Consider the following 19,126-nt stretch of genomic DNA (forward strand, 5'->3'; position numbering starts at 1 on the left):
CCGGTCCACCAGTGCGAAGCCGGGACTCTCCAGCGACACGGCCGGCAGCGGACCGGTCAGCCGGTCCAGCCGGTGGCCGGCCGGGTCGAACTCGGCGTAGCTGAACGTCAACGGCGGCAACGGTTCCTCGGCCGTCCCGTCGATACCAACCGGATCGACCCGCTCGAGCAGCGTCACGCCGGTGTACGCGGCCTGCCGGTAGCCGAGCCGGATCTCCTGCGACACCCGGGAAATCCCGTCGGCCGCGTGCGTGGAAACGCGGATCGTGCGGCAGCGCAACGACGTCCGCAGCTCGAACCCGGCCCGGCGGTCGGAGAACGGGTCCGGGCGCGGCTCGTAGTCGAAGTCGACCCGTACCAGGAACGACGGCGCGGCCCGGTCGCCGTAGTCCGCGTACGAGATCGCGCTGAGCACCGGCTGGTCCCACACGTGCGCGGCCTCGTTGCCGGTGTCGCGGATGTACTCGTAGCGGATCAGGTTGCCGAGCACATCCCGGCTTTCCGTGATCTGCCAGGCGAAAACCCGACCGGGCTCGGCCGGGTCGGCGTCAACGGCCGGATCCCGCCAGTCCGACGGCGCGCCGGCCGGCCGTGGCGTGCCGAACCGGGCCAGCGCGCCGTCGGTGCCGCGTACCTCCCAGTAGTCGGATCCGTCGGCCCGCACGTGCTCAATGCGGGCGAACTGTCCCTCGGTGCGCGGCCGGTACCGCTGCCGTCCCACCGCGCCGCCGTCGACCGGCACGAGGTCCTCGCCGCCGGACAGCAGGAACACGTCCTGGTCGTCGAGATAACGCGGGACCCCCTCGCCGTCTTGCGGGACACGCCGGCCAGGCCGAGGTGCCAGCCGAGGCCGAACAACCCGTTGCCGTGCCCGGTGCTGTACGCGAGCGCGAGCTGCGGGGTCGCACCGGACCGCCCTGCCGGCACCGGCAGCGGGACCGACAGCGAGGCCGCGCCGGTCGACAGGTCGGCCGAGAACTTCTCGCCGAGGTCGCTGACCGCGCCGCCACCCTGCGGCAGCGAGATCACCGACCCGGACGCGCCGGCGGATGTCGTGGACACCGGGATTCCCTTCACACGGGCCAGGCCGGGGCCTGACCGGTCCAGCTGATGACCAGCACGATGTCGTCGAGTCCGCCGGAGGCGAACAGAGCCCGGGCGTCGGCCCCGAAGCTCAGCACCCAGTCTCCGGTGGGACTGCTGCCGCACAACGGATTCCAGGCGGCGGCATTGCCACGGCGGACACTCGCGATGCCGTCGGCCGTCGTGGCGTCACCGCCGGCCGCGCCACGGTGCAGCGACACCACCGTGGCCGGCACCGGGTCGTCGCCGGCCAGCCGCACCGCGATCGACGCGGTCGCCAGCCCATCGATCGCGAACGGGAAGTCGATGCCCCGCAACGTGATCGTCACCGACCGGGCGGTGGAGTCGGGCGGGTTGTTCAGGTCGTACCACTGGTCGGGGAAGTCGCGGGCCAGGCTGAACACGCAGTCCGCGCCGCGGTCCCGGTCGGCGTTGAGGCGGGTGGTGACCTGGTCGCGGTAGCCGTCGTCGTACAGCGCGGTGTAGTCGATGGTGATCAGCGCGTCGACGATGGTGGCGAAGTCGAACGGATTGGCCGCCTGCGGCAGTTGCAGCTCCCAGGTGGTGTCCACGCCGCTGGACTCGAACGGCAGCAGCATGTCGGACTGGGCGTCGAGCTCGAACACCCCGCTCGCGTTGAGCGGCGAGGTCAGCGCGACGACGCCGGGATCGTGCCGCACGGTGACGTCCTGGAAGACGCCATCCTGGCCGGTCGTGACGGTCGAGATCCCGTTGGAGTACAACGTGGCGCGGATGCCCCGGTCCGGCGGCACCAGCGCCACCAGGCTGGTCCGCACCTGCCGCACCAGCCGCAGGTAGTGCCCGGGGAAGTCCTGGTCGAACAGGGCCATCGGGGTGGCGAAGGACAGCACCCCGGTCTTCCGGAAGGCCATGAACTCCACCGGCATCAGCTTGGCCAGCGAGAACGTCTGGGACAGGTTGAGCCGCCGCCGCTCCGAGCTGAACGCGTACTGGTCGAGGCTGGCCAGGTCGGCCTCGAGCTGCTCGGCCCCGGTCAGCCCGCGGCGGTCGACCGCGGCGTTCTGCTCGGGCGTCTGCCAGTAGTCGTCCCGGATCAGGGTCTGCGCCGGCTCGGCCCGCTCGAACGCCAGCTGGGCCTGGGCCAGCCGGGCGGTGGCGGTGGCCTGCTGGAGGAAGTACCGGTAGACGCCGCCGAGCGTGTAGCTCATCCACAGGTACAGGTCGGCGTTGGTGAACTGGTTGCTGAGGAACGTCAGCGTGGCCACGGCCTGATCGTGTTGCAGCGACGCGATCGCGCCTTCCTGGGTCGCGATGGTCACCTGGTCGTTGGCCACGTCCACCTGGGCCGCGGCGACCAGGGATTCCTGGAGCGACGCGGTTTGCTGCAACCGCCACTCGGCCTTGCGCTGCTCGATGCCGGCGTGCAGCTGGTCGGCCTGCATCTGCGACTCGAGGTCGTTCTGCGCGAGCTCGAGGCCGCCGCGCACGGTCGTCGCCGCGGAGATGCCGGCGGCCAGGGCCGCGCTGGCGCCGCCGCTGAAGAACAGCTCGGCGGCGTTGGACGCGGCCGCCGCCGCCTGCATGACGCCGATCGCGGTGTTGGCCACCGAGATGCCGTCCCGGATGTCGCGCATGTCGGTGAACTCGTGCAGCAGGCTCTGCTCGTACTGGTTCGGCGGCGCGGCGATCGCCTCGCCGTAGGCCGCGACCATGGTGTCGGCCTTGGTCTGCTGCGCGGTCGCGGCGGTGACGGCGTCGTGCGACTCCTCCACGCGCAGGGCCGCCAGGCCCATCTGCGCCGCCGTCAGGTCGATGCCCTTGAGCGCGTCGAACAGCCCCAGGTTCTTCTGGTCGTACTTCTCCAGCGCGGCCAGATAACCGGCCTCCATCTGGGCCGCCTGCCCGGCCAGCTGCTTGGCCCGCTCCAGCAGCGTCTTGAACCGGAACGGGGTCGGCTGGGTCACCGTCAGCGCGGTGGCCGGGCCCTGGGTCCGCGGCAGGCCGGCCACGTTGCGGCCCTGCCGCAGCTTGGTCAGCTGCACCGCGACCCGCGTGCCGAGGGCGTCGAGCTCCGGGATCGGCAGCGTCGGCTCGCCGAAGTTGGTCGGTTGCTGCGGCTGGAGCTTCGGGTGGCCGAGCAGCCGCCGCGCCGTGACGTAGAGCGTGCGGGCGTTGGCCACCGACTCGTCGGTCTCGCGGCCGAACTCGGCGTCGGCGAAGTCGACGTGGCAGCGGATGACGCACAGCAGCGTGTACCGGGTGTACGGCGTCGGCCGCGGCGCGGTCGCGTCCTGCACCAGCGCGAACGGATCCAGCCGCGCCTTGGTCGTCCAGCCGGGACGGATGGTGAGGTCGGGCCGGAACGACGTCTCGGTGAAGATGCGGTTGTAGATGGAGAAGACCGGCGCGTCGGCGTCGTACGGGTAGACGATCCAGTACCAGTCCAGCGCGGCCTGGAAGTTGCCGGCCGACTGGAGCCGCTGGGCCAGCAGCAGCGGCACCAGCCAGAAGATCTCCCGGTTGGCCGGCTCCGGACGGGCGGCCGACACCGCGCGCAGCGCGTCCTGGTGCGCCGCGGAGCGGCCGGCCGGATCGAGGTACGTGAAGGTCGTGATGCCGATCGCCTTGAGGTAGGTGTTGGCCTCCCGCACGGCGTCGGCCGGGCCGAACGGACCGGTGCCACGGATGTTGGCGCGCAACGTGTCCAGCGGCATCGGCTGCGTCGCGACCACCGGTGGCACGACCGCCGCCGGCAGTGCCGGGTCGAGGTGTCGCTCGGCGAACAGGAAGGCCGACGTCGCCGACCGCCAGTCGCCGATCTCCCCCATCCACACCCACGCCGCCGTGAACACGCCGAAGTCCGTGATCTGCCAGGCGAAGGCCGGATGGGTGGACACCAGTTCGCCGGATCTCTTGGCCAGCAGCAGGGACTGCACGCTCTCGATGGCCTGCCGGATCCGCGTGGTGCGCAGGCTGCCGCCGGCCAGCACGTCCACGAAGAACCGGGCCGACATCGCCTCGCCGACATCGCCGGGCGTGCCCGGCGCGAGGTCGGCGAGCAGCGCGTCCCGCAGGATCGGCAGCGCCGCCTGTTCGGCCGCGGCCACCGCCGCCGCGCCGGCGTCGAGCAGGTTCCGCCGCTGTGCGATCCGACCGCGCAGCACGCTCTGCCACGCCGCCCGGGCCCGGGAATCCGCGCGGTACAACGGGGTCTGCGGCGCGGTGTCGGAGAGCACGAAGAAGTCGGGCGAGAGCACGAACGCCGTCTCCTGGGCCCGCCAGCCGGCGTACATGGACGGCTTGTGCGCGGCGGTGAGGATCGCGTTGGCGTCGGCCCATTCGAACTGGGTGGCGGTGGCGGCGATCGTGCCCAGCTTGACCAGGAACAGGAATCCGCTCCGGGTCAGCCCGGCGGCGGCCAGTGCGGCGCTGATGTCGACGCCGCGCTGGTCCTTGGCCGACAGGTCGTTCAGATCGACGCCGGGCAGGCCGAGCGCGAGTATCGCGGCCAGCCCGGCCGCCGGTGTGCCGGCGGCGACCCGTGCCTTCTCGATGCTGTTGGAGAAGCTCTTGAGCTGGCCCGCCCGCTGGGTCAGCAGCAGCCGGATCGGATCGCCCTTCACTCCGGCGATCACGTCCGGCGCGCCGACCAGGTCGGGATCGAGCAGCACCGGGAACTTCCGCGGCGGGTTCGGGTGCTGGTCCTCGTCGGCCCAGGTCAGCGCCTGCGCCGCCAGCTGCCAGGTGCGCATCAGCGGGATCACCGGCGCTCGCAGCGGATCCGCGCCGGTGCTCGACGGCAGGCCGAACAACGTCTCCAGCGCGGCCTCGGTGAGCTTGCTGCCGTCGAGGGTCAGCTGGTCCAGCTCGTCCGGCGTCTTCGCCGACAGGCGGATGCCGATCCGGTCGGCCAGCGCCTGGCGGTCGGCCGCCGACGCGCCCCGGAGCTGGCGCAGCTGCGTGTAGCTCGTCCCGTACGAGGCGAGCAGCGAGGCGTAGGCCGCGTCCCGGTAGGCGGCTTCGCCGACCGCGCCGGGATCCGGGGCGGCGTGGGTGGCCGCGATCTGCGCCCGCAGCAGCTCGATCGGTACCCGCAGCTGGTTGATCTCCTGCCCGCCGCGGTCGGCAGCCGCGGACAGCGGCTGGCTCAGCCGGTCCACCGGCTGGCCCAGCGCCGCGACGAGCGTCGCGGTGTCCAGCGGCGGCCGCGGGGTGCCGGGCAGCGTGACCTGTTCCTGGGTGAAGCCCAGCAACGCCGCGAGGTACTGCCGCTCGTTCAGCCGTTCGTCCAGCGTGGCCGGCACGAACGAGCTGATCACCGTGACCGGCACGGTCTCCGGAGCGAGCGGCGGCGTGACGTTGCCGACCGCGTCGGTCACCCACAGGTAGATGGTGTGCGCGCCGAAACCGGTCAGCGGGACGTCGGCGGTCCACCCCGTGAAGTCGCCGGCCGCCTTGGGCACCGCCGCGGTTCTGGTGCCGGTCGGGGTCAGCGCCCAGGCCACCGACGCCTGACCGCCGACCATGCCCGCCTGGTTGTCCGACGCCGTGCCGCGCATATGCACCGTGGCCGCGCCGTTCACGTCGCCGATGATGGTGCCCTGCGGCAGCGGCTCGGTGACCGTGAGATGCGGCGGTGCGATGTCGCGGCCGGTGACCGTGACGGTCTTGGTCGACGTGAGGTTGTCACGGTCGAAGACCGTGACGGCGATGGTCCGTGCCCCCAGCGGCATCGGCGAGAGCGGCACCGAGATCTGGTACGTGGTGGCGGAGATCGTCTCGCTGGAGAACGCCTGCCCGTCGCGGGCGATCGCCACCGTCACCGGGAAGTACTGGTCGGCCGGGATGGCCACGGTCACGTCGACCCGGCCGCCACCTTCACCGAGCGGCACCACCGCCCCGGCGACCGGCGCGGTGACGGTGAAGGCCGGCGGCACCGGCGCCGTGACATGGACGGTCACCGGGGCGGACACGATGACCTCCCCGCTCGTGGTCGGCGCGGACGCCGTCAGCGTGTGGTCCCCCGGGGTCGGGAAGGTGACCGTGCCGCCGCGGAACACCTCCACGTTGTCGCGGGTGAAGAAGATCTCGCCGGTGAAGGTGACCGCCGGCTCGTCCTCCCAGCTGTCGTCGCCGGGAATGTAGTGCCACACCACACCGGGGTCGGTGGACACCGTCCGCGACATCGACACCGGGAACCCGGCCAGCACGCGGCCGGCCGGCGCCGTGACCGACACGCTGGCCGGCTGGTTCGGCCCCGGCTGTGGCCGGGTGGTTGGCAGCAAGCTCTCGACCGACGCCTCTTCGACAGACACCGTGACCCCTTTCCCTGCGAGGTCGGCAACTGTCGTCCGCGCCGTCGACAATCCGTCGACAGTGTCCCGGCGTCGGACCGGCCGACCGGGCTCCACCCCTGGCGGCGAACGGCGGCGTGGGCCCGGCTCGACGTATCCGGCGATTAGGCTCTTCACTCCTGTTCAGGACATACGACCCGAACGGAGCTGGGGGTGGTGTGGGCGACAATCCGCATGTCGTCGACATCCGGGTGCTCGGTCCGCTCGAGGTCGACGTCGACGGCGACGTGCTGAACCTCGGGGGACCGCGGCTGCGGGCGCTGCTCGCCCTGCTGGTCGCCGCGGCCGCCCGCCCGGTGAGCGTGTCGGCGCTGGTCGAACTGCTGTGGGGGTACGCGGCGCCGCCGGACGCCGGACGCACCGTGCGCACCTACATGTCCAGGCTGCGCAAGTCGATCGCGTCCGCGACCACGGCGGTGGGGGCGAGCGAGCTGATCGTCACCAAACCGCCGGGATACCTGCTGCGCGTCGAGCCTGCCCTCGTCGACGCCGTGCGGTTCGAGCAGTTGGCCGCGGCCGGGCACCGCTCGCTCAACGCCGGCCGGCCGGAGGTCGCCATCGGCCAGCTCGGGGCGGCGCTGCGGCTGTGGCAGGGCGGCGCGTACGAGGAGTTCACCGGCATGCCCGCCCTCGACGCCGCGAGCCGGCGGCTGGCGCAGCTGCGTGACGACGCCGTACAGGACCGGATCGACGCCGACCTGGCCACCGGGCACGGCCAGGAGCTCGTCGCCGAGCTGACCGAGATGACCGCCGCGGCGCCGGGCAACGAGCGGCTCTGGGGACAGCTGATGACCGCGCTGTACCGTGCCGGCCGGCAGGCCGACGCGCTGGACACCTTCCGCCGGGCCCGCTGCGCGTTGATCGAGGAGTGCGGTGTCGAGCCGTCGCCGGTCCTCACCGCGATCCACCAACGGATCCTGGCCCACGAGGACGGTCTGCTCGTCGTCGGCGAGCTCACGACGCGGGATGACGGGCGGCGCGAGCGGCTGCTGGCGGCCGGCGCGAGCGCGTTGCACACCGACGGCGATCTGACCGTCAGCCGGGAGCAGTTCGAGGCCGCCCACCGCGACGCCGAGCAGCACGGCGACGTCATCGGCATGGCCCATGCCGTGCTGGGGTTGAGCGGTCTCTGGGTTCACGAGCATCGCACGGCGACCACCACGACCCAGTTGCGCTCACGGCTCGAGCACGCACTGGCCGCCGTCGACCGGGACAGCCCGTTGGCGCTGCGGCTACGCGTGCGGATCGCCGGTGAGACCGAGTATCCGACCGCGACGCACACCGAGATCCTGCGGCTGGTCGAGGACACGCGCCAGGCCGGCGACCCGGTCGCCCACGCCGAGGCGTTGAGCATCGCTCACCATTGTGTGCTCGGGCCCGACCACGGCGCGCTGCGGCACGAGCTCGCCCTCCGGCTGATCGCCGAGAGCGACCGCACCGGCCGGCGCATCGACCGGCTGATGGGCCTGCTGTGGCACACCGTCGACCTGTTCCTGGCCGCCGACCCGCACGCCGAGCGGCGGCTGGGTGAGCTGGAGGCCGTGCTGGCCGACGGCGAGCACCTGGCCGTCCGCTTCGCCGCCGACGCCGTCCGCGTCATGCTGGCGATCCGCGGCGGGCGGTTCGACGAGGCCGAGGTCATGGCCCAGGCGTGCGCCGAGCTCGGGCAGCAGGCCGGCGACGCCGACGCACTCGGCTGGTACGGCGCGCAGCTGGTGGCGATCCGGTGGTTCCAGGGACGGCTCACCGAGCTGCTCCCCATGCTCGAGGTCCTCGTGCACTCGTACACGCTCAGCGCCATCGACAACTCCTACTTCGCCGCGCTCGCGTCGGCCGCCGCCGTCGCCGGCGACCACCGCGCCGCGGCGACCGCACTGGCCAGGCTCACCGGCCACGATCTCGCCAGGGTGCCCCGGTCCAGCACCTGGTTGGTCGCCATGAACGGCGTCGCCGAAGTCGCGTTCCGCCTCGGCGACGCCGACACCGCCGCCCAGGTCTACCGGCTGCTCTCGCCCTTCGCCGACCTGCCGATCATGCCCAGCCTGGGCATTGCCTGCTTCGGTTCGGCCCATCACAGCCTCGGGCTCGCCTCGCTCACCACCGGCCACCTCGATCGCGCCGTGCAGCACCTTCGCACCGCCGTCCAGCACAACCTCGCCCTCGCCCACTGGCCAGCCGTCGTCGTCTCGCGCATCCGGCACGGCCAGGCGCTGCAACGCCGCAACCGGCCCGGCGACACTGCCGCCGGCGCGCACGAGCTGGCCGTCGCGGCCGAGGACGCGGCAGCCCTGAAGATGTCGACCGCCCACCTCGAACACCCCTACGCCAACTGATCCCACCTCCGCGCCTCCGCCGGCGCTAGTCCCCTCGTGCCACATGCGCTTCCTACTTGCCGCCAACGCACAAGTAGGAAGCGCATGTGGCACACGGGTGGTGATTTCTGTTGCGGCGCACGAGAAGTCGCGTGCGATCAGGTCGGCTGCCACAGCGGCCGCCGGATGCGGGACAGTGGTCGTGCGCCAGCGTTTCGGCGCTCGTCCGGCTCGTCCGGCCTGGCGCATCAGTCGGGCGACGCGTTTGCGGGAATGCCGATCGCCGTGGGCGAGCGCCCTGGTGATCCCTTGCGGTGCTGAGGATCTCGTCGATCAGCGCGGCCGGTTCACGAAGCCAGGGCTAGACCATGGTCAGCCGGCGGACGACGACGCCGCGGACGTTGCGTGCGTCGAACGGGCCGGCCTGCCGGGAGTCGTAGCTCATGTTCTCGTTGTCGCCGGTGACCACGATCTCGGCCGCGGAGACGACCGCCGAGTCACCCGGCAGCGGATCGCCGGGCACCGCCACCGCACGCTTGATCAGCAGGGTGCGTTCCTCATTCGTCGCGCCCGCCATGAAGTCGGCGGGCGCGACGCCAAGGCCGGGCATCCTCGGCCCCAGGAGCACGACGATGTCGCCACGCCGCACCAGGTCGACCGCGCAGCGGCGCACCAGCACCCGGTCGCCGTCGCGCAGTGTGGGGGCCATGCTCGGGCCGGCCACCGTGACCACCATGAACCGCCTGCTCAGTGCGACCACGCAGAACATGCCCGCCAGCACGACCCCCACCAGCACCACCACGGCGATCACCGCGCCGCCCGGGGCGCGAGGGTCTCGACGACATCGTCGAACCTGATCATCACAGCGGCGACGAAGACCGCCGTCACCGCGCCGACCAGGACCTCGACGAACCCGGGCAGCGCGGTGGCGACCTCCACCAGCCCGACGAACCCAGGCGGCGGGGTGTCGATCCCGGCCAGCCCGACGACCGCCACGGCTACCAGCAGACCGTTGCGCACCAGGTGCCTGCGGTTCAACAGGTCCGCCGACGCGCCGAAACACGGGCAGGCCACGCGGATGTCCCTGCGCACCGACGACTCGATGACCACGCCGAACAGCACGCACAGCAGGATCACCAGCATGAAGCCGGCGACCGCGACGCGGGACGGCAGCAGGAGCAGCCCGGCGGCCGCCGCTTCCGCCGCGACGACCAGCCGGGCGACCGGCCGCGGCCACGCGTCGGGCACCAGGCGCAGCCCCCGGACGGCGGCCACGAAACCGCCGAAGTTGCCCAGCTTCCCGATGGCGGACGCCGCGAACACCAGCACCAGCACGCCACGGCACGTCAAGTACACTGTGGACACGAATCGCTCCCCTCAGCCGACCGCGGTCGGCTCCTGATATCCCTTGGCCTGCAACGCGAACAGCCGGGCGTACACGCCACCGGCCGCGACGAGCGAGGCGTGCGAGCCCTCTTCCGACACCACGCCGTCCTCGATGACGAACACGTGGTCGGCGTCTCTGGTCGCCCCGAGCCGGTGCGAGATCAGCACTCTGGTCGTGCCGGCGGCGTACGACCGCAGCGTCTCGTGCACCTGGTGCTCGGCCTCCGGGTCGAGGCCCGAACTCGGCTCGTCGAGGATGAGCAGGTCCCGCCGGCCGCGGAACAAACCCCGCGCCAATGCGAGCCGCTGCCACTGCCCGGTCGACAGGGTGACCCCGACGCCGGACTCGTCGTCGCCGGTCAGCCAGGCGAGCGCAGCCGACTCGGCCGACGCCGAGCCTGCGGTGCCGAACGTCCGGCTCAGCAGCGTGTCGTACCCGGCGGGCAGGCGCGCCAGCGTCTTGTGCACGCCGGCCAGCCGCGCCGCCTCCTCGACCCGGGGCCGGTCATCACGACACCCGACGTCGCCGACCCCGACGTTCTCGGCGGCGGTCAGGTCGTACTCCATGAAATCCTGGAACACCGCGCCGATCCGCGCCCGCAGGTCGGCGGGCGCCATGTCACGCAGGTCGACGCCGTCCCACAGCACCGAACCGCGGGTCGGGTCGTAGAAGCGGCACAGCAGCTTCACGATCGTGCTCTTGCCCGCGCCGTTGCGCCCGACGATCGCCACCGCGCGGCCGGCCGGGATGGTCATGTTCACCCCACGCAGCACCCACGGATGCGCTGGGGAGTAACGGAACCACACGTCACGGAGCTCAACGCCGCCGCTCAGCTCGGGCACCGCCGCCGGCGACGCCGCGACCGGCAGGTCGGAGTCCGACCGCAGCAGGGCGAGGTAGTGCTCGAACATCACCAGCGACCTGCTCGCCATCGCGTACGCGCCGACCAACATCGACAGCGACGTCTGCACCCCGGCGACGGCGGCGACGAACATCGACACGTCGCCGACGGAGAGCTGCCCCCGACTCGCCGCCACGATCGCCGCGACGAGACCCCCGCCGGCCACGACCGAGGACAGCAACACCAACCCGCCCTGCACGCGCAGCTCGTGCCGGTCGACCCGGCGTTCCGCCGCGTTGGCCGTCGCGCGTTCGGCCAGCATCCGCTGCCGGAAGAACCCGCCGATCCCGAACAGCCGCACCTCCTTGGCCGCGCGGACGTCGGTGAGCAGCCGCGCGTAGAACAGCTCCCGCCGGATCGACGGGCTCATCTCGAGGAACACCGCCGCGCGCCGGCGGGCGAGCGCACGCTCGGCCAGCACCGCCGGCACCCCCGCCGCCAGCACCACCACCGTGATCAGCGGGTCGAGCACGGCGAGCGAGCCGACGAACCCCGCGATCGTCACCAGCGCCCGGCCGACCCCGACGAACCCGTTGACGACGTTGCTCGGCGCGGACCGCCCGGACTCCTGCGCCACCCGCAACGTGTCCTGGAAGTGGGGGTCCTCGAATCGGCTGAGCCCGACGAACCGCTCGGTCGCGCCGTAGAGCCGGTCCTCGCTCAGCAGCGTGACCCGCCGATCCGCCTCGACCCGCAGGTGCTCCATCACCTGCGGCACGACACCCGCGATGACACCCACCACCGCGAGGATGCCGACCAGCCAGAGCAGCGGGTACAGCGGCGTACCGCGCAGCAGCGCGTCGAGGATGAGCTTGACCAGCCACGCGGAAGCCACCGGGACGACCGCGCCGAGCACGTTCAGGGGCACGTACACGGCGAACAGCCCCGGCGCGGCCCGCCACGCCAGGCCGACCGCCGCAACCACACCGGCGAACCGCGACCTCACTTGACGACCGCCGCCATCGGACCGAGCAGCTGGTTGATCTCGTACGACGTCGCGGCCACCGTCCCGTCCCCACTCAGGACGAAGATGACCGGCATCGCGGTCACCTTGAACGCCGCGGCCAGCGGCCCGTTCATGTGCTCGACCACGACCTGCGCGACCGGCTCAAGCCGGGCGGCCATCGGCTTCGCCTCGACCTCCTCGCCCATCAGTACCGCGATGACCTGCCGCCGGCCCTCCGGCAGCACGCCGACGTGCTCGACGAAGCTCGACAGGCCGGCGACACACGGTTTGCAGTGCGGCGACATGAACGCCACCACCGTGCCGTCGACCAGGTCGTCCAACGCCACCACGCCGCCGTCGGTCGTCGTCGCGGTGAACGGGTCCGGCCGCGAACCCTGCACGAGCGAGCTCGCCAGGTTGTCCAGCGCGCTGTAGTCGGGGGCCTTCTCCAGGCGGGCCTCGTGTTCGCGAAGCCGCCTGAGCACGCCCAGCGTGAGCACGAGGTCGAACAGGCAGAGACAACACAGCACCATCACGGAAGCGACCAGCACCGCCATTGCGAAACCTCCTGTCTTCGGGTCATGGGACCGGCGCCCCGGCGGGCGGACCGCCGGGGACGCCTGGTCACATCAGCAGGACACGCACTGGGTGGTGCAGACGTACGTGGTCGCGCTGACCCAGCAACAGCGGAACGACCACGCCCCCGTGCACTGGTCACACCAGCACCCGGGCGGCGGCGCGGCCTGCGCCGTCGCCTTCGGCACCACCCGTGCCAGCACCCGGTCACCGAGCTTCTCGATCAGACGAACCATGGGACACATTCCCTTCTGGTGGCACGGAAACCAGGGCGTGTTCCCTAGTCACGCCATGGCCGCCGACCACCTTTCCGGCCGCTGTTCACAGCTCGGCGACATCTCGATGACCTCGGGTAGGCTCGCGGTCGGAGGGGCACATTGTCCGAAGGGTGGAGTTTCCGGCTGCTCGGTGAGCTGGCCGCGCTCAATGGGCCGACGCCGGTTCCGCTGGGCAGCGGCCGGCTGCGGGTGGTGCTCGCGACGCTGTTGCTGCGTGCCGGGCAGACCGTCTCGCGGGACGAGCTCATCGACCGGTTGTGGGGAGACGCTCCGCCGGCCCGTGCCCGGTCCACCGTGCCGACCCACGTCATGCGCCTGCGGCAGGCGCTGGACGACCCGGCCCTGATCACGACCCGGCCGAGCGGCTACCGGATCGACATCGCACCCGACCAGGTCGACCTGACCCGGTTTCACGCCATGGTCGAGCATGCGGGGCGGCTCGACCCGGTCGCCGCCCTGGCGGAGCTGCGGCAGGCGTTGGCGCTGTGGCGTGGCCCGGCGCTGGCCGACGTGCCGTCGGAGTCGCTGCGGCGCGACGAGGCGCCCCGGCTCGACGAGGAGCGGTGGCAGGCGCTGGAGCGGCGCACCGAGCTCGAGCTGGAGCTCGGCGGCCACGGCGATCTGATCGGCGAGCTCACCGCGCTGACCGCACAGCACCCGTACCGCGAGCGGTTCTGGCACCAGCTGATGCGGGCGTTGTCCGGAGCCGGGCGGCAGGCCGACGCCTTGGCGGCCTACCAGGCGATCCGCGTGCGCCTCGACGAGGACCTCGGCGTCCAGCCGGGGCCTGCGCTGCGCCGGCTGCACGCCGTGATCCTCAGCAACGAGGACCAAGTCCTTCCCGTGAGCCGGCCCGCGCCGGCGGCCTCCCCGGCGCCCCGGCAGCTGCTCGCCGACGCGGCGTCCTTCACCGGACGTGACACCGACCTCGCCGAGCTGGACAAGATCACGGCCAGCCAGGGCCGGGTGGTGGCGGTGATCCACGGCACGGCGGGCGTCGGCAAGACCACGTTGGCCGTGCACTGGTCGCACCAGGCAGCCGAGCGGTTTCCGGACGGCCAGCTCTACGTCGACCTCCACGGCTTCGACCCCAAGCACGCGCCGACCGATCCCGGCACGGTCCTCGCGCGGCTGCTGCGCTCGCTCGACGTCGAGCCGGGCCGCATTCCCGTTGACAACGAAGAGAAAGCCGCGCTCTACCGGTCGGTGACCGCGGACCGGCGGATGCTCGTGCTGCTGGACAACGCGGCGGACGAGGAGCAGGTCCGGCCCCTGTTGCCGGGGACGCCCTCGTGTCTGACGTTGGTGACCAGCCGCAACCAGCTCACCGGTCTCGTCGCCGTCGACGGCGCGCACAGCCTGCGCATCGACGTGCTCGACCGGCCGGAGGCCCTGCTGCTGCTGGCGAACGTCCTCGGCCACGAGCGGATCGCCGCGCAGCCGCAGGCGGCGGAGGAGCTCGTCGGCCTGTGCGGGCAGCTTCCGCTCGCGCTGCGACTGGCTGCGGGGAAGCTGCGGGTGAGCGCGCGCCAGAGCATCGCGTCGGTCGTCGCGGACCTGCGCGACGCCGGTCCGATCACCGCGCTCGAGGTGGCGGGTGACTCGCGTGCCGCCGTCCGGCCCGCCTTCGCCGTGTCCTACGGCGCGTTGCGGCCCGACGAACGCCGCCTCTTCCAACACCTCGGCCTCCTCCCCGGCCCGGACTTCACGCCGGCCGCCGTGGCCGCGCTCCTCGACGCGGCCGAGCCGGACGTGACCCGGCTGCTCGACGGCATCGCCCGGTCGAACCTCGTGGAGTCGCACGAACCCGGCCGGTACCGGCTGCACGACCTCGTCCTGCTCTACGCCCGCGAAGTATCCGAAGTAGACAGACGGGAACCGTTGCGGCGCCTGTACGACTGGTACGTGGCGGTGGCCGAGGCCGCAGCGCGGCTGCTCTACCCGCACGTGCCGATGCTGTCCGGCCCGGTGGGCCAGGAGGTGTTCGCGGACGCCGCGAGCGCGTGGACCTGGCTGGAGAACGAGCTGTCCAACCTGGGCGCGATCATCGAGAGTGCGCCCGCGCACGGCATGCTGGCGGTGGCGTGGCGGCTGGCGGACGCGACCCGCGGGTTCTTCCTCGCCCGCACCTACCACAACGACATGTGGCGGGCGTTCGCGCGGGGCGGCCTGTCCGCCGCGACAGCGGTGGGCGACCGGCAGGCCCAGGCCGCGATGCACATCAACCTGGCCACGGCGTCCTGGAGTGTCGGCGACAACCACGGATTCCTCGACCACAGCGAGGAAGCGGCGACCCTCGCCCACGACACCGGCTGGCGCACCGGCGAAGCCAGGGCACTGGGCAACGCGGGCCACGCGCTGCTCGGCCTCGGCCGCCGGCGCGAAGCGCTCGGGTACAGCGAGCGGTCCATCCAGATGTGGCGGGCCGAAGGGTCGCCGGAGGGGATCGTCCACGCGTTGCGGATTCTCGCTCACATGAACAACGAGTCGGGCGACCTCGGCGAAGCGGAGCGCAACTTCGGTGAGGCGCTCGACCTCGCCAGGCGGAACGGCTCGGTCTTCGGCGAGCTGGACGCACTGGCCGGCCTGGCATGGGCCGCCTGGCTGCGCGGTGACCTGCACGACGCGGAGAAGCTGTACAGCCGGACTCTCACGATGGCGCGGAAGCTGGGCTCGCGCTTCCGCGAGGCGCAGGGTCTCGGCAAGCTGGCCGAGATCGCGTCCGTCGAAGGCGGCCTGGCGCGGGCGGCGGACCTCGGGCAGCAGGCGCTGGCACTCGTGCGCACCGCGGGCCGCGCCCAGAATGAGGTCGACATCCTCAACGCGGTCGGCCGTATCGCCGTCCGCTCAGGACAGCCGGGGGCGGCCGTCACGCACCACCGGCAGGCGACCGGCCTGGCCGACGGCCCGAACCTGTACCACTACGGCCTCACCGACGCACTGGTCGGCCTGGCCGACGCACACCTGGCACTGGCCGAACACGACGAGGCCACACCAGCGGCGAAGCGCGCGTACGACAAGGCGCGGGAACTCGGCTACCGAATCCTGCAGGGCAAGGCGACGATCATCCTCGCCGAGGCCGAGCTGGCACGGGACAACCTCGCACGGGCCGCGGCGTACGCGAGTGAGGCGCTCGAACTCCACCACGAGACCGGCCACCGCCCAGGCACCGAACGCGCGTCGACGACGGCACGCGCCATCGCCACCCGACTCGGCAATGCCCGCAAGCACTGACGCCATGGTGAAGATCGCTTCCGTGCGCGCGATGGCGTGCGGCGGCGTCGCCGGTTACTCGACCGGGCGAGGACCGGCGGCGCGGCGGAGGCGGTTGGCGATTGCGAGGCCCAGCCCCGCTTCCACCGGCAACGACGCGATGATGAGGTCGCATCCGCGCTGGTCGAGCTCACGCAGGAACCCGTAGAGCCCACGCGCGTAGGCGGCCATCGAGTCAGGGACCTCGACGACGGCATGCACGTTCAGCGGGGTGCCGGCGAGGAAACCGGGAGCGAACACACCGACCCGATGTCCCGTCTCCTGCGCCACCTCCGCCTCGACGACGAGCTTCTCCGGCTCGACGAGGACGACGCGTGCCCGCGGCGCGTAGTGCGACGGGTGCTGGCCCGGCACCCGGACCGGGCTCGTCTCGGGGACCGTGAGCGGGAATCCCAACGCTGCCTCGAGCTGCTCCCGCGTCACACCGCCGGGCCGCAGCACGCTGGGGACCTCGCCGGTGGCATCGACGATGGTCGACTCGACGCCGACCTGGCAGGGGCCGCCGTCCAGCACGAAGTCAACGGCATCGCCGAGCTCGGCGCGAACGTGGCTCGCGGTGGTCGGGCTGACGGACCCGAACCGGTTGGCCGACGGGGCCGCCACACCCCCGCCGAAAGCCGACAGCAGCGCGAGTGCGACGGGATGGGCGGGCACGCGCACGGCCACGGTCTCCAGGCCGCCGGTCGCCTCCAGCGGCACTCGACGACCCCGCCGAAGAACCAGCGTCAGCGGCCCCGGCCAGAAGTGCTCGGCCAGGATGCGCGCGGTCTCGGGCACGTCGGCGACCCAATCGCCCAACTGGTCCGCAGTGGCGATGTGGACGATCAGGGGATGGGTGGGCGGGCGGCCCTTGACCTCGAAGATGCGCGCGACGGCGGCGGGGTCCTCGGCGTTCGCGCCCAGCCCGTAGACGGTCTCGGTGGGCACGGCCACCAAGCCCCCGTCGCGCAGCACACCGGCCGCCTGCTCGATGTCCGCGGTTTCTGCCGTCACCCGCAGGATCCTCGCACCCGTTCCCGTACCACGCCGCGGCGGCCCTGGTAATCCGGCGTGGCGACCGATCCGGCGGCCGGCGGTGAAACTTTCATGCTTGAAGCCTGTCTCAGGTTTCGTCCGCTGTAGTACCGGGCACGGCCGGTTGACGAACCGGTACCGGTTGGGCACGCTCGCGTATGGAAGCGCTTCCAGACCGGCCTGTCACCACAAGGGAGTGTTGATGTTGTCAAAGCTGTGGAGGACGACGGTCGTGCTCGGGGCGGCCGCGCTGCTCGCCGGTGCGACCGCCCTCACGACCACGTCGACCGCCGGCGCCGACACCCAGGTCTGCGACAAGTACGGCTCGGTTCGGGTGTCGGGCGGGCGCTACATCGTGCAGAACAACGAGTGGGGCGACACCACCACCCAGTGCCTTTCCGTACGCGACAACGGGTTCACGATCACCACGGCCGATCACAACAAGCCGACCAACGGCGCACCGGCGTCCTACCCGTCGATCTACGCCGGCTGCCACTACGGCAACTGCACGAGCGGCAGCGGACTGCCCAGGCAGGTGGCCAACTTCCACTCGGTGCAGTCCTCCGTCGCCTACACCGTCGCAAGTGGACAGTGGGATGCGTCGTACGACATCTGGTTCGACCCGAACCCGAACCCGTCGGGGCAGAACACCGGGGCCGAGCTGATGATCTGGGGCAACCACCAGGGCGCTCCGCAGCCGGTCGGGTCCAAGATCGCCACCGCGTGGATCGGCGGCGCCAGCTGGGACGTCTGGTTCGGCAACACCGGCTGGAACGTCATCAGCTACGTCCGCACCTCGCCGACGACCTCGCTGAACGTCGACATCGGCGCGTTCACGTCGGACTCGGTGGGGCGCGGCAGGATCAGCCGGTCCTGGTACCTCACCAGCATCCAGTTCGGCTTCGAGCCGTGGCAGGGCGGGACCGGGCTCGGCGTGCAGTCCTTCAGCACCTCGGTGAGCTGACCCCGCCGCCGCCGGCGAACCCATCTCGTCACCACCGAGGGGACAGACATGCGACCAGTGCTCAGATTTCTCGCCGCGCTGGTGGTGGCCATGGCCACCAGTGCGCTGCTCGGCGCCGGCACCGCCGCCGCCGAATCCAACGGCGGGGTCCGGATCATGCCGCTCGGCGACTCCATCACCGACGGCGTCCAGACCCCCGGCGGCTACCGGATCGGACTCTGGCAGCGGTTCGTGGCCGCCGACTACCGCGAGGACTTCGTCGGGTCGCTGTCCAACGGCCCGGCCGCCCTCGGCGACCATGATCACGAGGGCCATTCGGGATGGCGCATCGACCAGATCGACGCGAACATCGTCAGCTGGCTGCGGAACACCACCCCGCACTCGGTGCTGCTGCACATCGGCACCAACGACGTCCTCCAGAACCACGACGTCGCCAACGCCCCCAACCGCCTTTCCGGGCTGATCGACCACATCACCGCGACCGTGCCGACGGCCGAGGTGTTCGTCGCGACGATCATCCCGCTCGCCAATTCCGGGCAGGAGCAGACCGTCCAGCGGTACAACGCGGCGATCCCCGGCATCGTGCAGGGCAAGGTGGCCGCGGGCAAGCACGTGCACCTCGTCGATATGCACTCGGCGTTGACCGCCGCCGATCTCGTCGACGGCATCCACCCCACCGCCGCCGGCTACGACAAGATGGCCGCGGTCTGGTTCACCGCGCTGCGCGCGGTGCCCGGCAGCATCGGCGACCCCGTCGTGCCCTCGGGCCGGGAACTCGTCGGCACACAGTCGGGCCGATGCGTGGACGCGCAGAACACCAATGGCGCACAGGCACAGTTGGCCGATTGCGCGAACCGCACGAGTCAACTGTGGACGGCCACGTCCAGCGGGCAGCTGTCGGTCTACGGGAACAAGTGCCTGGACGCCTCGGGACAGGGCACCGCGAACGGCACGAAGATCATCCTGTGGTCGTGCAACGGGCAGGCCAACCAGAAGTGGACACAACCGACGCCGTTCTGACCGCCGAAAGACCGCCGGCGGCGAGTACTCGACCCGG

Annotated in this window: 12 protein-coding genes and 1 pseudogene; 5 read left to right on the forward strand and 8 right to left on the reverse strand. The window is 71.9% G+C overall.

Annotated features, from left to right (window positions below; all coding sequences use genetic code 11):
* Window positions 1–495 precede the first annotated feature (495 nt).
* A pseudogene (locus tag M3Q35_RS48855) lies at window positions 496–926 on the reverse strand (SpvB/TcaC N-terminal domain-containing protein); the annotation flags it as partial.
* Between M3Q35_RS48855 and M3Q35_RS13710 the strand changes: the two are divergent.
* Window positions 874–1,110 carry a hypothetical protein gene (locus tag M3Q35_RS13710; protein ID WP_273942116.1) on the forward strand — a complete coding sequence of 79 codons (237 nt, stop codon included), beginning with the start codon at window positions 874–876 and terminating at the stop codon, window positions 1,108–1,110. The pseudogene M3Q35_RS48855 and the gene M3Q35_RS13710 sit on opposite strands and share 53 nt — an antisense overlap.
* Here M3Q35_RS13710 and M3Q35_RS13715 read toward each other — a convergent pair.
* A complete protein-coding gene (locus tag M3Q35_RS13715) occupies window positions 1,073–6,379 on the reverse strand; it encodes a Tc toxin subunit A-related protein (RefSeq protein ID WP_273942118.1) in 5,307 nt (1,768 codons plus the stop codon). The genes M3Q35_RS13710 and M3Q35_RS13715 overlap by 38 nt on opposite strands.
* A 197-nt stretch (window positions 6,380–6,576) precedes the next feature.
* Between M3Q35_RS13715 and M3Q35_RS13720 the strand changes: the two genes are divergently transcribed.
* On the forward strand, window positions 6,577–8,751 hold the full coding sequence (locus M3Q35_RS13720) for an AfsR/SARP family transcriptional regulator (RefSeq protein ID WP_273942119.1): 2,175 nt from the start codon (window positions 6,577–6,579) through the stop codon (window positions 8,749–8,751).
* Window positions 8,752–9,091: 340 nt separating this feature from the next.
* Here the strand turns inward: M3Q35_RS13720 and M3Q35_RS13725 are convergent, their stop codons facing one another.
* The 5 genes from M3Q35_RS13725 to M3Q35_RS13745 all read right to left on the reverse strand — a co-directional run bounded on the left by M3Q35_RS13725 (window position 9,092) and on the right by M3Q35_RS13745 (window position 12,776).
* Window positions 9,092–9,532, reverse strand: coding sequence for a S26 family signal peptidase (locus tag M3Q35_RS13725; RefSeq protein ID WP_273942120.1), 441 nt, complete (start codon window positions 9,530–9,532; stop codon window positions 9,092–9,094).
* A 5-nt stretch (window positions 9,533–9,537) separates the two neighbouring features.
* Complete coding sequence (locus M3Q35_RS13730; protein ID WP_273942121.1) at window positions 9,538–10,095, reverse strand: MauE/DoxX family redox-associated membrane protein; 558 nt, start codon at window positions 10,093–10,095, stop codon at window positions 9,538–9,540.
* Window positions 10,096–10,107: 12 nt separating this feature from the next.
* The gene (locus tag M3Q35_RS13735; protein WP_273942122.1) at window positions 10,108–11,964 is read right to left on the reverse strand and encodes an ABC transporter ATP-binding protein; all 1,857 of its coding nucleotides are present in this window, start codon (window positions 11,962–11,964) and stop codon (window positions 10,108–10,110) included.
* The gene (locus M3Q35_RS13740) at window positions 11,961–12,521 is read right to left on the reverse strand and encodes a peroxiredoxin family protein (protein WP_273942123.1); all 561 of its coding nucleotides are present in this window, start codon (window positions 12,519–12,521) and stop codon (window positions 11,961–11,963) included. The genes M3Q35_RS13735 and M3Q35_RS13740 overlap by 4 nt, the downstream gene beginning before the upstream one ends.
* A gap of 72 nt (window positions 12,522–12,593) precedes the next feature.
* Window positions 12,594–12,776: a hypothetical protein gene (locus tag M3Q35_RS13745; protein ID WP_273942124.1), complete on the reverse strand. Its 183-nt coding sequence runs from the start codon at window positions 12,774–12,776 to the stop codon at window positions 12,594–12,596.
* A 141-nt stretch (window positions 12,777–12,917) separates the two neighbouring features.
* Here M3Q35_RS13745 and M3Q35_RS13750 point away from each other — a divergent pair, with 141 nt between their 5' ends.
* Entirely contained in the window at window positions 12,918–16,052 is a 3,135-nt protein-coding gene (locus M3Q35_RS13750; protein ID WP_273942125.1) for an AfsR/SARP family transcriptional regulator, read from the forward strand.
* A 54-nt stretch (window positions 16,053–16,106) separates the two neighbouring features.
* Here the strand turns inward: M3Q35_RS13750 and M3Q35_RS13755 are convergent, their stop codons facing one another.
* Window positions 16,107–17,084 carry an L-threonylcarbamoyladenylate synthase gene (locus M3Q35_RS13755; protein ID WP_273942126.1) on the reverse strand — a complete coding sequence of 326 codons (978 nt, stop codon included), beginning with the start codon at window positions 17,082–17,084 and terminating at the stop codon, window positions 16,107–16,109.
* A 223-nt stretch (window positions 17,085–17,307) separates the two neighbouring features.
* Here M3Q35_RS13755 and M3Q35_RS13760 point away from each other — a divergent pair, with 223 nt between their 5' ends.
* Entirely contained in the window at window positions 17,308–18,069 is a 762-nt protein-coding gene (locus tag M3Q35_RS13760) for a GH12 family glycosyl hydrolase domain-containing protein (RefSeq protein WP_273942127.1), read from the forward strand.
* A gap of 48 nt (window positions 18,070–18,117) precedes the next feature.
* Window positions 18,118–19,089 (forward strand): GDSL-type esterase/lipase family protein, encoded by a 972-nt coding sequence (locus M3Q35_RS13765; RefSeq protein ID WP_273942129.1) that lies wholly within the window; start codon window positions 18,118–18,120, stop codon window positions 19,087–19,089.
* Window positions 19,090–19,126: the final 37 nt, after the last annotated feature.

Origin of the sequence: Kutzneria chonburiensis (genome assembly GCF_028622115.1) — a bacterium.
Lineage (GTDB): Bacteria > Actinomycetota > Actinomycetes > Mycobacteriales > Pseudonocardiaceae > Kutzneria > Kutzneria chonburiensis.

What these genes read in the sequence shown, in the direction of transcription:
- M3Q35_RS13765 (WP_273942129.1), top strand. Translation starts at nt 18,118, where the DNA reads ATGCGACCAGTGCTCAGATTTCTCGCCGCGCTGGTGGTGGCCATGGCC.
- M3Q35_RS13740 (WP_273942123.1), bottom strand. Translation starts at nt 12,521, where the DNA reads ATGGCGGTGCTGGTCGCTTCCGTGATGGTGCTGTGTTGTCTCTGCCTG.
- M3Q35_RS13745 (WP_273942124.1), bottom strand. Translation starts at nt 12,776, where the DNA reads ATGGTTCGTCTGATCGAGAAGCTCGGTGACCGGGTGCTGGCACGGGTG.
- M3Q35_RS13760 (WP_273942127.1), top strand. Translation starts at nt 17,308, where the DNA reads ATGTTGTCAAAGCTGTGGAGGACGACGGTCGTGCTCGGGGCGGCCGCG.